Annotated in this window: 13 protein-coding genes; 4 read left to right on the top strand and 9 right to left on the bottom strand. The window is 64.0% G+C overall.

The genetic code is table 11. The features are described 5' to 3' along the window. Positions 1-4 precede the first annotated feature (4 nt). The gene (locus AC0L3A_RS21370; protein ID WP_473255137.1) at positions 5-1,144 is read right to left on the bottom strand and encodes a DUF3095 domain-containing protein; all 1,140 of its coding nucleotides are present in this window, start codon (positions 1,142-1,144) and stop codon (positions 5-7) included. Between the two features lie 176 nt (positions 1,145-1,320). On the opposite strand from AC0L3A_RS21370, the gene AC0L3A_RS21365 reads away from it, so the two are divergent. Next, complete coding sequence (locus AC0L3A_RS21365; protein WP_354171464.1) at positions 1,321-1,746, top strand: ribbon-helix-helix domain-containing protein; 426 nt, start codon at positions 1,321-1,323, stop codon at positions 1,744-1,746. Positions 1,747-1,750: 4 nt separating this feature from the next. Here AC0L3A_RS21365 and AC0L3A_RS21360 read toward each other — a convergent pair whose 3' ends face one another. The 5 genes from AC0L3A_RS21360 to AC0L3A_RS21340 all read right to left on the bottom strand — a co-directional run bounded on the left by AC0L3A_RS21360 (position 1,751) and on the right by AC0L3A_RS21340 (position 6,377). Beyond that, entirely contained in the window at positions 1,751-1,966 is a 216-nt protein-coding gene (locus tag AC0L3A_RS21360; protein ID WP_473255136.1) for a hypothetical protein, read from the bottom strand. A gap of 125 nt (positions 1,967-2,091) precedes the next feature. Next, the gene (locus tag AC0L3A_RS21355) at positions 2,092-2,814 is read right to left on the bottom strand and encodes an SDR family NAD(P)-dependent oxidoreductase (RefSeq protein ID WP_219680369.1); all 723 of its coding nucleotides are present in this window, start codon (positions 2,812-2,814) and stop codon (positions 2,092-2,094) included. Then, positions 2,807-4,189 carry a class I adenylate-forming enzyme family protein gene (locus AC0L3A_RS21350; RefSeq protein WP_354126814.1) on the bottom strand — a complete coding sequence of 461 codons (1,383 nt, stop codon included), beginning with the start codon at positions 4,187-4,189 and terminating at the stop codon, positions 2,807-2,809. The genes AC0L3A_RS21355 and AC0L3A_RS21350 overlap by 8 nt, the downstream gene beginning before the upstream one ends. Beyond that, the gene (locus tag AC0L3A_RS21345) at positions 4,176-4,421 is read right to left on the bottom strand and encodes an acyl carrier protein (RefSeq protein WP_007597226.1); all 246 of its coding nucleotides are present in this window, start codon (positions 4,419-4,421) and stop codon (positions 4,176-4,178) included. Before AC0L3A_RS21345 ends, AC0L3A_RS21350 begins: the two co-directional genes overlap by 14 nt. A 141-nt stretch (positions 4,422-4,562) precedes the next feature. Continuing rightward, positions 4,563-6,377, bottom strand: a complete 1,815-nt coding sequence (locus AC0L3A_RS21340) for a long-chain-acyl-CoA synthetase (RefSeq protein WP_354126815.1) — start codon at positions 6,375-6,377, stop codon at positions 4,563-4,565. A gap of 333 nt (positions 6,378-6,710) precedes the next feature. Between AC0L3A_RS21340 and AC0L3A_RS21335 the strand changes: the two genes are divergently transcribed. Together AC0L3A_RS21335 and AC0L3A_RS21330 are read left to right on the top strand one after the other, a co-directional pair. After that, positions 6,711-7,691 (top strand): Bug family tripartite tricarboxylate transporter substrate binding protein, encoded by a 981-nt coding sequence (locus AC0L3A_RS21335; RefSeq protein WP_354171457.1) that lies wholly within the window; start codon positions 6,711-6,713, stop codon positions 7,689-7,691. A gap of 88 nt (positions 7,692-7,779) precedes the next feature. Then, on the top strand, positions 7,780-8,481 hold the full coding sequence (locus AC0L3A_RS21330; RefSeq protein ID WP_473255135.1) for an SGNH/GDSL hydrolase family protein: 702 nt from the start codon (positions 7,780-7,782) through the stop codon (positions 8,479-8,481). Positions 8,482-8,541: 60 nt separating this feature from the next. Here the strand turns inward: AC0L3A_RS21330 and AC0L3A_RS21325 are convergent, their stop codons facing one another. Both AC0L3A_RS21325 and AC0L3A_RS21320 read right to left on the bottom strand, forming a co-directional pair. Continuing rightward, on the bottom strand, positions 8,542-8,811 hold the full coding sequence (locus AC0L3A_RS21325; protein ID WP_219680377.1) for a DUF3551 domain-containing protein: 270 nt from the start codon (positions 8,809-8,811) through the stop codon (positions 8,542-8,544). Between the two features lie 33 nt (positions 8,812-8,844). Next, positions 8,845-9,126: a DUF3551 domain-containing protein gene (locus AC0L3A_RS21320; RefSeq protein WP_219680379.1), complete on the bottom strand. Its 282-nt coding sequence runs from the start codon at positions 9,124-9,126 to the stop codon at positions 8,845-8,847. 419 nt (positions 9,127-9,545) lie between these two features. On the opposite strand from AC0L3A_RS21320, the gene AC0L3A_RS21315 reads away from it, so the two are divergent. After that, a complete protein-coding gene (locus AC0L3A_RS21315) occupies positions 9,546-12,683 on the top strand; it encodes an efflux RND transporter permease subunit (RefSeq protein WP_473255134.1) in 3,138 nt (1,045 codons plus the stop codon). A gap of 28 nt (positions 12,684-12,711) precedes the next feature. Here AC0L3A_RS21315 and htpG read toward each other — a convergent pair whose 3' ends face one another. After that, positions 12,712-14,589, bottom strand: coding sequence for a molecular chaperone HtpG (gene htpG / locus AC0L3A_RS21310; protein WP_007597233.1), 1,878 nt, complete (start codon positions 14,587-14,589; stop codon positions 12,712-12,714). Between the last annotated feature and the right edge of the window lie 54 nt (positions 14,590-14,643).

Here is a 14,643-nt window from a genome sequence, read left to right as displayed (position 1 = left end):
CGCTTCACGCCATCATTGCCTTCAGCGCCGTCGCCGCCGAGGCGTAGCCGCCCCGCGCACCGTCGATGAAATGGACGTGGTCGCTGCGGAGCGCCGACGGGGTGAAGCAGGTCATCATCGCGGCGTCCTGCTGGTGGAGACCGTAACACACGATGCCATCGCGCGCGGCAGCTGCGAGACGATCGCTGAGCGCGCGTTCGAGCTCCGGCGTACAGTCGAGGATCATGCGCAGGCCGTCGTCATATTTCCGGAAATCGGAGTTCTCCACGACCTGTCGTGTATAGAGCTTCGGCACGAAGCCGCCGACCTTGAGATCGAAGCGCATGATCAGATAGACGAAAAGCGTGTAGGCCAGCACGCGGGCGCGGCGCCCGAGCAGCGGACCTCCGCGCATGGTGCGCGCCTCATATTCCAGCCCCTGCGGCGGCCATGTCAACGGCGGCCCTTGTGGCGGCACGGGCCGACCGGCATCCGGGCTGCGCTCGACGAGATGGATGATGTCCTCGATCACGTTGCGGAATGCCGAGTGATCGGCGCCCTGGGCCGGCATGACCAGCACGGACAGGATCAGGCCGCGCGCAGCCGGAATCACCTCGAAGCGGCAGGACAGGCCGGAGAGATCGGGCTGCGTGCCCGCGGGCGCTTCGATGATCGCAAACTCGCCGCGCTTCATCGCTGCGTCCGCCCAGGCGAGCCCGCCGCCAGAAAACATCGCATAGGACAAATTGGCCGACGGGCCGAAGCGCGCGACGCGCACGTCGAGGCCCTGCGCGCGAATGGCGCTCACCGGCACCAGCGCGACGCGCATCCGCAAATCGAGATCTTCCCGCACCCAGGTCGCGGTCGCAGCCAAAGCCTCGCGGGCCAGTTCGAGGTCATCAGGCGCGACCGCAAAACTCGCGCCGTCGCCGCCGAACACGAAGGGAAATTCGCGTCCCTCCAATACGTTCGTCACCGCCGCGATCACGGCGGCACCGGCCATGTTCACCGCCTTGTAGCGCTGCGACGCGATGGCCTTGGTGGAATCCACGATGTCGGCAACGCCGACGCTCCAGTCGTCGGGCAGCGGCGAATACAAAGCGGGGTCCATCAGGCTGGTGAAGCCGCGAAAGACTGGAATGCCGCTATAGAACGCTGATGTCATCGGATGATGCCGGATAGTTGGGACGCACGTCCAAAGAAACATACGTGGAAGAACCGATTCGGGTTCGCCGGGGGGCGCCCTTGCAACCATTGGCCGAAATGGACCCGGACAACAAGATGAGGGCGCGCTGCAATGCCACAGAAGGTCATTGATCGGCATCAAACAGTTGGCCGTAAATGGCGTCTAGTCTCGATGATCTCACATGGTTGCGCGGGAACATCGACGTGTCCGACTTCGACAGGAAGGACTCCATCGCTCCGGTAAGCCGGCGCACCGGACGTGATCCGATCAGCGCGGTGAAGATGCCGGAAAGCCTGACCGCGGCCGTCGATAGCTGGGCCGAAACCCATCACCTGTCGCGCTCCGATGCCATTCGTACGCTGGTCGAGCTGGGCCTGAAGGTCGCGCCCCCGGCACTCCCGCCAGGGCACCCGCTCGCCTCGGATGCCACCAGGATCGAAGAGCTTGCAGTGCATGAACTCGAGGCGCTGCTCGATCCTGCGCTGTCTGAAGACGAACGCGAGCGCCGGATCCGCCGCCTGACCGACGGCCCGCCGGAGTTCTCACACGAACGGATTGACCTGCCGAAGCACCGGACCTGAATGTCTAGTGCAGCTTCTCGCCCTCGCGCTTGCGCAGCGCGGATGAGGGTACGTTGTGGCAACCGACCAGACGCACGAATTTCTGCGGATACATTTCGTAACCGTGATCACCTGAATTTTGATGAGACATCGGTTGGCAGTGAACGGTCTGGCAGTGGACGTCGCTTTGCTGTGCGGAAGATGGCTTTGCCGACGCCTTGTCCGGGCTCGCAGCGGTCATGGACTGCTCCCTGTCGATTAGGGCAGATCGATTGACGTAAGCCAATCAATTGCGCGGCATCTTACGACCAAATCCGGATGATGTCATTGCGCCGGATCAATGCAATTGTGGCAGTAGAGTTCCGCCTACGCCGTGTTGCCCGCGTCGACCGTGAACACGCTACCCGTCACGTTGCGCCCGCCCTCGCCCAGCAGATATTCCACCATGCGCGCGACGTCGTCGGTCTCCGGCAGGCGCCGCAGCGCGCTGCGGCCGGCGATGCGCTTTCGGCTGTCGTCGGAGAGATTGTGCGTCAGCTCGGTGTCGATGAAACCGGGCGCGATCGCGTTCACGGTGATGCCGAGCTTGCCGACCTCGCGCGCAAGCGAACGGGTGAAGCCGGTAGCGGCGGCCTTGGTCGCACCGTAAACGGAGAGGCCGTTATAGCCGGTGGTCGCGATGATCGACGAGATGTTGATGATGCGGCCGGCACCGTCGGCCATCATCTGCCGTGCGACATATTTGGTGAGAATGATCGGTGACAGCACGTTGAGCTGCACCAGCGCCTCGATCTCGGAATTGTGCATGGTCGCGAGCAGGCCTTCGGTGCCGAGGCCGGCATTGTTGACGAGGCCGTAGATCGGGCCGAATTCATCGCGCACGAGTTTTGCGAAAGCGGGAATCGCGTCGATCACGGCGAGGTCGCAGGCGCGGAAATGCAGGCGCCCCTCCGACCCGGCAATCGCCGCCTTGAGCGCGTCGCTCTCGCGCCGCGCCGCCGCGATCACGTTGTAGCCGCCATCAACAAGCCGCTGGCCGATTGCAAGGCCGATGCCGCGGCTACCACCCGTGACGAGAACATTATGCATCGGTGCGCGCCAGTTTGCCGGCCGGGGTGACGTCGAGCGCCTCGACGAAGCGGATCACCGCCGGCACTTTGTGGGACGCGAGCTGCGCGCGGCACTGATCCAGGATCTGGTCGCGGATCTCTTTCGCGCGCGCCGTATCGGTACCGTCGGCGAGGATCGCGTCGGCGACGACGATGCCGCCGGTGATCGGGCTCTTGCGTGACTTCGCCCGCGACATCCGTACGTCGGGATGACGGTTGATCACCGCCTCGATCTCTTCGGGGTGAACCTTCAGCCCACCGATATTGATGATGCCGCCGCGGCGGCCGACGAAATAGTAGCGGTCGCCGCGCAATTCGACGATATCGCCGCTATCGACATACCCGTCCGCATCGGTGAGCGCGGCCGCGTCGCGGCCGATATAGGCGTGCGCTGTGCGGGTCGAACGGATGCGTAGCGAGCCGTCGACGACCTTCATTTCGACGCCGTTGCGGTTGCCGAGATAGTCCGCCGGAAAGCCTTCCAGCCCGTCATTGACGGCAAAGCCGACGCCGGCCTCGGTTGATGCATAGGCATGGCCGACGGAGGAATTCGGGAACGCCGCCTTCAGGCCGTCCAGCACAGCCTGGTCGGCGATCTCGCCGGAGAGGCGGACATAGCGCGGCGCGAATCGCGCGGCCGAGCCGCTCATCAACAGCTTGCGCCAGTGCGAGGGCGTGCCGGAGATGTGGGAGACGCCGCGCGCGTTCAGCCGCGTGACGTGATCGCCGAGCGCCTCATGCGGATCGGACAGCACCATCGAGCCGCCGGAGAGGACGGCGCGGAGGAATATCTGCAGGCCGCCATAGCGGCGGATGTCGTAGAACGTCGCCCATACCGGCGCGGGCGCCTTCGCGGGGCCCTCGGCGATGATCGCGCCGGTGAGTGCCTCCAACGTATGGCCGGCGATTTTCGGCACGCCGGACGTGCCCGAAGTGAGCATCAGCCATTCCGTGGCGCGTTCTGTCCTGGCCGGCGTCGTGGCTTGAAGCGGCAGTTGTGCGGTGACGACCAGCGGCACGCCGGTCTCGGCCCAGCGATCGGGCTCGTCGGTGACGACGGCATCGATCCCGGCATCCGCCATCAGCGCATCGAGATGCGCGGGGTTGAGATCGGGTGGGCACAGCAGCATGCGACGCGCGATACCGTCGAGCTCGATCATGGCAAGGCCTGACCGGAGCTGGTCGGACAATTTCAGCAGCACCGCGCGGCCGGACAGCTCGCCCAGGCGGCCAGCCAGGACCGTCTGCGACAGGATATCCGTCAGCGACACGACCTCGTGCGCGTCCGACAGCGTGCGGCCGGTCAGCTCCGTGCCAAGATGGTCGCGGAGCGCAAAGATCTCACGCGGGGACATTTTCGTAGGCCCGCACGAAATCGCCCACGGTGGCGGGGAACGCTGCGTCCTCGGAGATGGTGAAGGGGTCGACGCCAGTCTCGTCCTCGAGGCGTGCCACCAGGATGGCGAAGGCGAGCGAGTCGAATCCCGTCTCGTGCAGGGACAGATCGTCAGAGAGTGCGGGAAGCGCGACGTGCTGCTCCTTGGCGATCTGCTGGATCGCTTCGATGACCTTAGACCGTACCGACATGGCTGGCTCGCTTCTGTTGTCGTTCGTGTTCCGGCGGCTCTTGATGACCGCCTCCCTTGGCCGCTTGTTTACCCGACAGAAGTAAATGGCTTCTTGGACAATTCGGATAAAATTGGACCTATCTGGCGGATTTTCGCGCGGCTAGAGCCGGATCGTACCCTCGTTGATTTGCGCATATGTCTCTGCGTCCAGCGCGACATAGGCGCCGGTTTTCGGGTCCAGCATGAACAGCGGATCGGAGACCGCGCCCGGATCAAACCCCTCGCGCGCGAGCTCGCCCTTTTTCTGCTTGAACGTCTCGGTCGCATCGAGCTCGCGCGAGATGCGTATGAAGACGGGATGAGCATAGGCCGGCAGGCGCTGTGCGAGATGGGCGGGCAGCGCCTCGAGCACGAAGCCCTCGTTCACCACGATCGCGCTCATGCCGGCGCGGCCATCAGTGCCGGGGATGCTGACGCCGTAGGTGGTGGCGTCGATCACGCCGCTGAAATCGCGCACTGCGTCGTTGACCTCCGAAGTCGCGACGTTCTCGCCCTTCCAGCGAAAGGTGTCGCCAGTGCGGTCGACGAAGTGGAAGAATCCCTTCTCGTCGAGCCGCATCAGGTCGCCGGTGCGGAACCAGGAATCGCCCTTGGCAAAGACATCGCGCAGGATCTTCTTCTCGGTCTCGCTCGCCTCGGTATAGCCCTCGAAGCGGCCGCCGCCCTCATCCGCCGTGCCGATGCGGCCTATGGCTTCGCCGGGCTCGCCGCGCGCGCAGGCGATGCAAAACCCCTCTGCATTGCGCAGCGGCGCGCCGTTATCGGGATCGAGCTTGACGAGACCGGCAGGGAAACGATGCGCGAGCAGCGGCGGAACGCGGCCGATCGCGCCGGGCTGGCCCTCGACGTTGAACAGCGAGAAATTGCCTTCCGTCGCCGCGTAGAATTCGAGGATGCGCGGAATGGCGAAACGCGCCTGAAAATCGTCCCAGATATCACCGCGCAGGCCGTTGCCGCAGACGAGCCGCAGGCGATGCCGGTTCTCGTATTCCGACGGCGGCGCCTTGAGCAGGTAGCGACAGAGCTCGCCGATATACTGAAACAGCGTACAGTCGTGGCGCACAATGTCGGGCCAGAAATTCGAGGCCGAGAATTTTTCCGCGATCACCACCGCACCGCCGGCAGCGAGCATGCTGCATGGCGCGACGATGCCGCCGACCGAGTGGAACAGCGGCAGGCAATCGTAGAGCCGATCCTGCGGCGTCGCGCCGGTGAGGCCGGCGAACCAAAAGCCCCAATTGAGGATGCGGCGGTGGCTGATGCTGGCGGCTTTCGGCAGGCCGGTCGTCCCGGACGTGTAGATTAGCAGGGCCCGGTCGTCGATGGTGACGTCGCCACGCTCGTCCGGCGAAAGCGGCCCGTCGTCGAGGGCGGCAAGCGCGACATCGATCGCACGTTCGCTGCGGGCATCGCCATGAGTCCAGACCTTTGCTTCCGTGTTCAGGGGTGGCGACGCGCCGTCCAGCGCATCCTTGAGCTCGTGCGCGACAATGATGTGGGCGGGCCTTGCGACACCGATGCAATGCGCGAGCGACCGGCCGACGAGCTTGGTGTTGATCAGCGCGACCACGCCACCGACCCGGCTGATGCCGAGCCAGGCCGCGACATAGTCGATGCCGTTCGGCATGATCAGCGCGACACTGTCGCCCTTGGCCACACCGGCCGAGCGCGCCCACCGCGCATAGCGATTGATGCGTTTCGAAAGCCCCTCATAGTCGAGGCTCGCGTCATCGGTGGCCAGCGCAATGCGATCGGGCTGGCGCTGCGCCCAATCATCGACGACGTCGGCGAACAGCCGGCCCGGCAACGTCTCGATCCGTGCGGTGAGCTCGATCGCCTTCAGCCAGATTTTCGAAGCCGAAGGTGCGCGCGCGGCTTTCGGTTGCTCGATGACGCCGGTTGTCATGCCGTTCATTCTTTCGGAACGTGTCTGCTGGTTCCGAGAGCTTAGCTCGCACGCCCTGCCCAGGTGTTAAGAGACAAGGTAAAACCGGGTTAGTGCGCGATTAACTCTAGTCATCCTTTACCAAACCGGTGGGATGGGCGTGCGCAGCCACAGCCTTTGCAGTATCTCATCGTGCGTGGAAGCTTCCCCTCTCGCCTTGTTGGGGAGGGTGGCTCGCCGCATAGCGGCGAGACGGGTGAGGGGGCACTCTCCGCGAGTTCACGTGCGGAGAGTGACCCCTCATCCGGCGCTTCGCGCCACCTTCTCCCACAAGGGAGAAGGAAGAAGAGCGGGATGCATGCATTGATCACCAAGCGACATTTCCTTCAGGCTGCAGCCTCTGCCGCAACCGTGCTCGCCACGCCACGCGCCTTTGCGATCGGCAATCCCTCCTATCCCTCGCGCAGCGTGAAATGGGTGGTACCCTATGCGCCGGGTGGGGCCACCGACGTGCTGTCGCGGCTGCTCTGCCAGCGCCTCTCCGACCGGCTCGGCCAGACCTTCGTCGTCGAGAACAAGCCCGGCGCCGGCAGCAATATCGGGACACAGGCGGTGATTACGTCCGCCCCCGATGGTCACACCCTGCTGTTGACCTCGACCGCCAACGCCATCAACGCCTCGTTCGACCCGGCGCTGCCGTATGATTTCGCCAAGGGCATCGCGCCGGTCGCCGGCGTCGCGCGAATTCCGCTGGTGCTGGTCGTCAACAACGACCTGCCGGTGAACAGCGTCGCCGACTTCATCGCCTACGCCAAGACCAATCCCGGCAAGATGTCGATTGCCTCTTCCGGCATCGGCACCTCGCTGCATCTCTCCGGCGAGCTGTTCAAGTCGCTGGCCGGCGTGCAGTTCATCCACGTGCCCTATCGCGGCTCGGCTCCCGGATTGACCGACGTGATGAGCGGCCAGATTCAGGGCATGTTCGACAACGTCACTTCATCCTTCGAGCTCGTGCGCGCCGGCAAATTGCGCGCACTCGGCGTCACCACGCGCGAGCGTTCGGAGATTTTGCCGGACGCGCCGCCGATCGCGGACACGCTCAGCGGCTACGAGACGAGTTCATTCTACGGTGTCGGCGCTCCACACGACACGCCGCGCGAGATCATCGACCTGCTCAATCGCGAAATCGACGCCGCGCTGTCCGATGCGGAGATCAAGTCCCGCATCGCCGGGCTCGGCGCGATCCCGCTGCACGGCAATGCCAGCGAATTCGGCGGCATGCTGACGGCGGAGACCGACCGTTGGCGCAAGGTGGTGGAGCTGTCAGGCATCCGGAAGCAATAGCAATCGGGCCTCGCGACGCTAGGTGACCTCGGGGAAACGGGCTATTCTTTCTGCCGGCGTTGTTCTGGCTGCGAAAGGAAAGCGACCCGTGGCTCTCGATCCCTTAGAGTTTCCCGTCCGGGCCGCGCCTTTCGAGCAGCCGCTGACAAATTTTGCTCACCGAGTGAAGGGCGGACAGGCCAGGCTGGTCGCGATCGGCTCGTCGACCACGGCGGGCGAAGGGGGTATTGCGCCCTATCCGCAGCGGCTGCTGTCGGACCTTCGGGTAAAATTTCCAAACGTCGCAATCGAGGTGATCAACCGCGGCGTCGGCGGCGAAGATGCTCGTTTGGAGTTGAATCGGTTCGAGCATGACGTCTTCGATCTGAAGCCCGATCTGGTGATCTGGCAGGTCGGTACCAATTCAGTGTGGCAATCCGCCGGTCCCTCGTTCGAGGACACCACGCAAGCGATCCGCGAGGGTGTTGACCGGCTGCTCGACGCCAAGCAGATCGATGTGATCCTGATGGACCTTCAATATGTGCCGGCGCTGCTGACACCGGCCAAGGCCAGGAAGGCAAGCGCCATGGTCAAGGCGATCAGCCAGATCGCGCAGGAGAAGCGCGTCAACGTCTTCGGCCGTTTCGCGCTGATGAAGGGCTGGCATGATGTCGCCGGGATTTCGTTCGACCGCATGGTCGACCCAGGCGACGACGACAGGCTGCACGCAAGCGACTGGACCACGGACAAGATGACGTGGCAATTGACCAACGCAATCGTCGACGCTGTCAACATGGCGCCGCCCTCCTAAAAGGCACGCGGCGGCTCATCCGCGATGCCCCACGGACCGCCGGGACGTAATTGCCCCGCGCTAGCCGCCGCGCTGATGGCGCAAGCGCTGCGGTGGTGCGTTGAACGGATAATACGGATTGAGATCGCAGCTGGCGGAGCGGCCTGAAGCGGTAGCTCGGCACTGAGGCACGGAGGTGAAGGAGCAATCGTACCACTCCCCGCCACCCCCGTTCGCACCGGAATAGACGTGCATGCAGACGGGATAGCGCGGATCGAAGGTCTGCGCATGCGACGGCGCGGCCGTGAGCAGGGCACCGACGGTCATGATCAGGCCGAATAAGCGACGCATGAAAATTCCCCCTGAAGGCCGCATTGCGGATCGCTAGTGCACGTTCTTGTGGCGCCGGCGCGGCGGCGGCGGGGGTTGGTCGAACGCGTAGTAGGGATTGACGTCGCAGCTTGCCGAGCGGCCCGAAGCCGTGGCGCGGCACTGCGGCAGCGAGGTGAAGGAGCAGTCGAAATAGTCGCCGCCGCCACCGCCGAAGCCGCCGGGCATATAGACGTGCATGCACACCGGGTAACGCGGATCGTAGGTCTGGGCGCTGGCATCTGCCGCCGCGAACAGCGTAACAATTGCGGTGAGGGTCAGGATCGGCAGGCGCATCGGACATTCCTCGAATCGGTGGCAACGGCACGCGTTATGTCATTTCGATATGGCACAACTGAGCGGCAGAAGCGATTGTTCCTATTTCATACCTCTTCGGCTTGTGACACGCGACGAAATGAGTGAGACACAGCGCCGCAAAGATGCGGAAGCGGAAAGCACCCAGTTTTCCGGCTTGCGCGGAACGCATAACTCGCTGCAGCTCTCCTTCGACAAAGGTCGCAAAGCATCCAGCGCAGGAATCCGTTCGCTGGCCCAAGCGAACGTACTAGTCTTTCGATCACAACGCCGGCCCGGACCGACGACGTTCCAGGGCAATGAACAAGCAAATGGGCTGAAGGAAACGCACTTGCGCTCTCGGGCGCGACTCCGCTGTGCGCGGGGAGAAGATGCGCTGGCCAGGGCTGTGGTGTCAGGGCATGCAAGAGAGCTTCTCGTCTCCGTTCATCCGCTATCCGATCGGCACCTCACTGCTGATGGCGGGCATCCTGTTCGTAGGCCTCGTGGCCTATCCTCTGCTGCCGGTTGCACCGCTGCCCCAGGTCGACTTTCCGACCATTCAGCTCTCGGCCTCGCTCCCCGGCGGCAGCCCCGAGACCATGGCCTCTTCCGTGGCGCAGCCGCTCGAACGCCAGCTCGCACAGATCCCCGGCATCACGCAGATGACGTCGACCAGCTCGCTGGGTTCGGCGTCGATCACGATCCAGTTCGACCTCAACCGGAAGATCGACGCCGCCGCCAACGATGTGCAGGCAGCGATCAATGCAGCGAGCGGCCAATTGCCGAAGAACCTGCCCTCGCCTCCCACCTATCGCAAGGTCAACCCGGCGGATTCGCCGGTGATGATCCTGTCCGCGACGTCCGACACGCTGCCGCTGACCGTCGTCAGCGACCGCACCGATGCGCAGCTCGCGCAACAGATCAGCCAGTTATCCGGCGTCGCCCAAGTGTTCGTCGGCGGACAGCAGAAACCCTCCGTACGCATACAGATCGATCCGGCCAAGCTCGTCGCCAAGGGCCTGTCGCTGGAGGACGTGCGCGCCCAGATCGCGGCTGCGACCACCGACAGCCCGAAGGGCAGCATCGACGGGGCCAAGCGCGCCTACACGATCTACGCCAACGACCAGCTCACCCAGGCCCAGCATTGGCAGGACGTCATCGTCGCCTATCGCAACGGCGCTCCATTGCGGATCCGCGACATCGGTGAGGCCGTGGCAGGGCCGGAGGACATGAAGACGGCGGCCTGGGCCGACGGCAAGCGCGGCGTATTCCTCGTCATCTTCAAGCAACCCGGCGCCAACGTCATCGAGACCGTCGATCGCATCAAGGCGCAGCTGCCGCGGCTGATCGCGGCCATCCCGCCCGCGATCTCGATCAAGATCATCAGCGACCGCACCATCACCATCCGCGCCGCCGTCGAGGACGTACAGATCACGCTCATGACCACTATCGCGCTCGTGGTGATGGTGATCTTCATCTTCCTCCGCAGCTTCTGGGCGACGATCATCCCGAGCATCACTGTGCCGCTAGCGCTACTGGGAGCCTGCTCGCTGATGTGGGTCTTCGGCTATTCGCTGGATAACCTCTCCTTGATGGCGCTGACGATCGCGGTCGGCTTCGTGGTGGACGACGCCATCGTGATGCTGGAGAACATCACCCGTTACGTCGAGCAGGGCGAGAGGCCGCTTGCTGCGGCCTACAAGGGCGCGGCCGAAATCGGCTTTACGATCGTCTCGATCAGCATCTCTCTGATCGCGGTGCTGATCCCGTTGCTCCTGATGGGCGGCATCATCGGCCGGCTGTTCCGCGAATTCGCGGTCACGCTGGCGATGGCGATCCTTGTTTCTCTGGTGGTGTCGCTGACCCTGACGCCGATGATGGCTTCGCGCTTCCTGCGCGCCAACCACGAGGCTCGGCACGGCCGCTTTTACCAGTGGAGCGAGCGGATGTTCGGAAGGGTGCTCGGCGCCTACGAACGCGGGCTCGACGTCGCGCTGCGCCACAGTTTCGTCACCCTTTGCATCTTCTTCGCGACCGTAGCACTCTCGATCTACCTCTTCATCCTGATCCCGAAGGGTTTCTTCCCGCAGCAGGACAACGGCTTCCTCACAGCCGTGTCCGAGATGCCCCAGGACATCTCCTTTGCCGAGATGAAACGGCGCCAGGTGGAGCTCAACACCATCGTGCAGGCCGACCCCGCCGTCGCTTCGATCGCGATGTTCATCGGCGGCGGCGGTACGGCACTGAACTCGGGGCGCATGTACATCACCTTGAAACCGCTGGAGGAGCGCGATGCCGGCGCACAGCAGATCATCGCGCGGCTGCGGCCCAAGATCGCCAAGGTGGAGGGCGCCAAGCTCTATATGCAGGCCTCGCAGGACGTTCGTCTCGGCGGCCGCGCCACCCGCACTCAGTTCGAATTCACGCTCCAGGACGCTAACCTCGCCGAACTGAACGAATGGGCGCCGAAAATCCTCGATGCGATGAAGACGCTGCCGCAACTGCGCGACGTCGCGACCGACCAGCAAACCGAAGGCACGACGGTTCAACTCAGGATCAATCGCGACACCGCCGCACGCTACGGCATTCAGCCGCAGCTGATCGACGACACCCTCTATGACGCGTTCGGCCAGCGTCAGGTCGCGCAATATTTTACCCAGACCAACAGCTATCACATCGTCCTGGAGATCACACCGGACCTGCAAGGCCGGCTCGGTACGCTCGACAAGATCTATCTCAAATCACCGCTTACCGGCGACGAGGTGCCGCTCTCGGTGTTCTGCAACTGGACCAATGTGCCCGTGCGACCGCTTGCGATCTCGCATCAAGGCCAATTTCCGTCGGTGACGATCAGCTTTAATCTTGCCGAGGGCGTGGCGCTGGGACAGGCGACCGACGCGGTGCTGCACGCGGTCCGCGAGATGCGCGCGCCGCCGGCGCTGGCAACAAGTTTTCAGGGTACCGCGCAGGCATTCCAGCAATCGCTCGGCACCGTGCCGTTGCTGATCCTCGCCGCACTGGTCGTGGTCTATTTGATTCTGGGCGTGCTCTACGAGAGCTACATCCATCCTCTGACCATCCTGTCCACGTTGCCCTCGGCTGGCGTCGGCGCCGTCGCGATCCTGATGATCTTCGGCTTCGACTTCAGTCTCATTGCCCTGATCGGGGTCATTCTCCTGATCGGCATCGTCAAGAAGAACGGCATCATGATGGTGGATTTCGCCATCGCGGCCGAACGCGAGCAGCATCTCACCCCGGAGCAATCGATCCGCCAGGCGGCGCTGCTGCGCTTTCGCCCGATCATGATGACAACGATGGCCGCCCTGCTAGGCGGCGTGCCGCTGATGCTCGGAAGCGGCACCGGCTCCGAAATCCGCCAACCGCTCGGTTATGCGATGGTTGGCGGCCTTCTCGTGAGCCAGGCGCTGACGCTGTTCACGACCCCGGTCGTCTACCTCTACCTCGACCGCTTCTCCGACCTGCTCTCGCGCTGGATGGAGAAGAAGCCGCAAGCTACCGTCGCGTGCGATGAGCGGAAGGATCACGCGGCGGAATGAGCGCGGCGGCACATATGGCCTGCGCCGGCTACCCGCCGAGCCCCTGCAACACCAGCCGGTTCAGCCTTGCCGCAAACGCCGCAGGGTCCTCCGGCAGCTCGCCGTCCAGGATCTGCGCCTGTTCGAGCAGGAGCAGGCTGAGATCGTCGACCGCCTTCGAGCCGGCCTGAGCCTTCGTGATCGCCGTGACCAGCGGATGGCGCAGGTTGATCTCGAGGATCGGCTTGGTGCGCATGCCACGGTTCTGCTGGGCCAGGATGCGCTCGAGCTCGCGGCTCGGGCCCTGGCTGTCGGCGACGAGGCAGGAAGCGGAGCTGGTCAGACGCGTCGAGGCCTTGACGTCGCTGACGCGCTCGCCGAGCGCGGCCTTGATCACCGCGATGGTGGCGGCCTCGTCGGCGGCCGGCTCGTCCTTGTTCGCCTCGTCGGCCTCGTCGACGCGCGGGATCAGGTCGAGATTGAGATCGCCCTGGCTCAGCGACTTCAGCGGCTTGCCGTCAAACTCCGAGGGCATCGAGGTCCAGAAGGCGTCGACGGGATCGGACAGCAGCAGCACTTCGATGCCGCGCGCAGTCGCCGCCTCGAGCCGGGGGTTCGACTTCAGCCGCTCGATACTGTCGCCGACGAGGTAATAGATCTCGGTCTGGTTCGGCTTGAAATCGGCGATGACGTCCTTGAGCGAGCGCTTCTCGCCCGAGGTCGTGGTGAAACGCGACAGCGCGAGCAGCTTTTCGCGGCGCTCGAAATCCTCGTAGATGCCTTCTTTCAGCACCGCGCCGAAGGCCTCCCAGATTTTCGCGAAGTTCTCCGGATCCTTCTCCGCAAGGCTTTCGAGCTCGGACAGTACGCGGGTCGCTACGGCCTTGCGGATCTGCGCGAGTTGCGGATTGTTCTGAAGCATCTCGCGGGAGATGTTGAGCGGGAGATCCTCGCTGTCGACGACGCCGCGGATGAAGCGGAGATAGCCCGGCAGCAGATCGGCATCGTCGGTGATGAACACGCGGCGGACATAGAGCTTGACGCGCCCCTTGCGGTTTGGCTCGAACAGGTCGAACGGCTTTGTCGATGGCGCGAACAGCAGCACGGCGTAGGAGTAACGCCCCTCCGCGCGATAATGCAGCGTCATCGCGGGATCGTCGAAGGCGGAGGCGATCTGCTGATAGGCCTTCTTGTAGTCTTCCGGCGTGAGCTCGGATTTCGAGCGCTGCCATAGCGCGCTCGCAGAATTGATCTGACGCGGCTCACCCTCTTCGGGCACGAGCTCGATGGGGAAGAGAATGTTGTCGGAATAAGCGCCGACGATACGCTCGATCTCGTAGGCTTCGAGATATTTCTTCGCTTCGTCCTTGAGATGCAGGACGATCTCGGTGCCGCGCTGCACGCGGGCCGCATCCTCCTCGCTGGCACGCGCGATCTCGAAGCCCGAGCCGCCCGAGGACGTCCAGGTCCAGACGTCGCTCTCGCCGGCGCGGCGGCTCACCACGACGATCTTGTCGGCGACCATGAAGGCGGAATAGAAGCCGACGCCGAACTGGCCGATCAGGCCCAGACCATCCTTGGCCTCCTTGAGCTTCGACACGAAGGCCTTGGTGCCGGAGCGGGCGATGGTGCCGAGGTGGTCGATCAGCTCCTGCCGCTCCATGCCGATGCCATTGTCGGCGATCGCAAGCGTTCCGGCCGTCTTGTTCGGAATGATCCGGATCTTGAGCGCGTCGCCGTCACCCAGCAGCGCCGGAGTAGCGATAGCCTCATAGCGCAGCTTGTCGCAGGCGTCCGATGCGTTCGAGACGAGCTCGCGCAGGAAGATGTCGGTCTCGGAATAGACGGAGTGCACCATCAGGTGCAGAAGCTCGGAAACCTCGGCCTGGAAGGGCTGCGTATGCACAGCCGTGTCTGACGTCGTCATGCGTTTACCCGGTCAATCGAAAGGGGAAGAAACCCGGGATATAACGCGAGGGGG

It is taken from the genome of Bradyrhizobium sp. MI1.3, assembly GCF_055811695.1.
The sequence above is the reverse complement of the archived record's forward strand: the minus strand, read 5'-3'. Positions and strand labels throughout refer to the sequence as shown.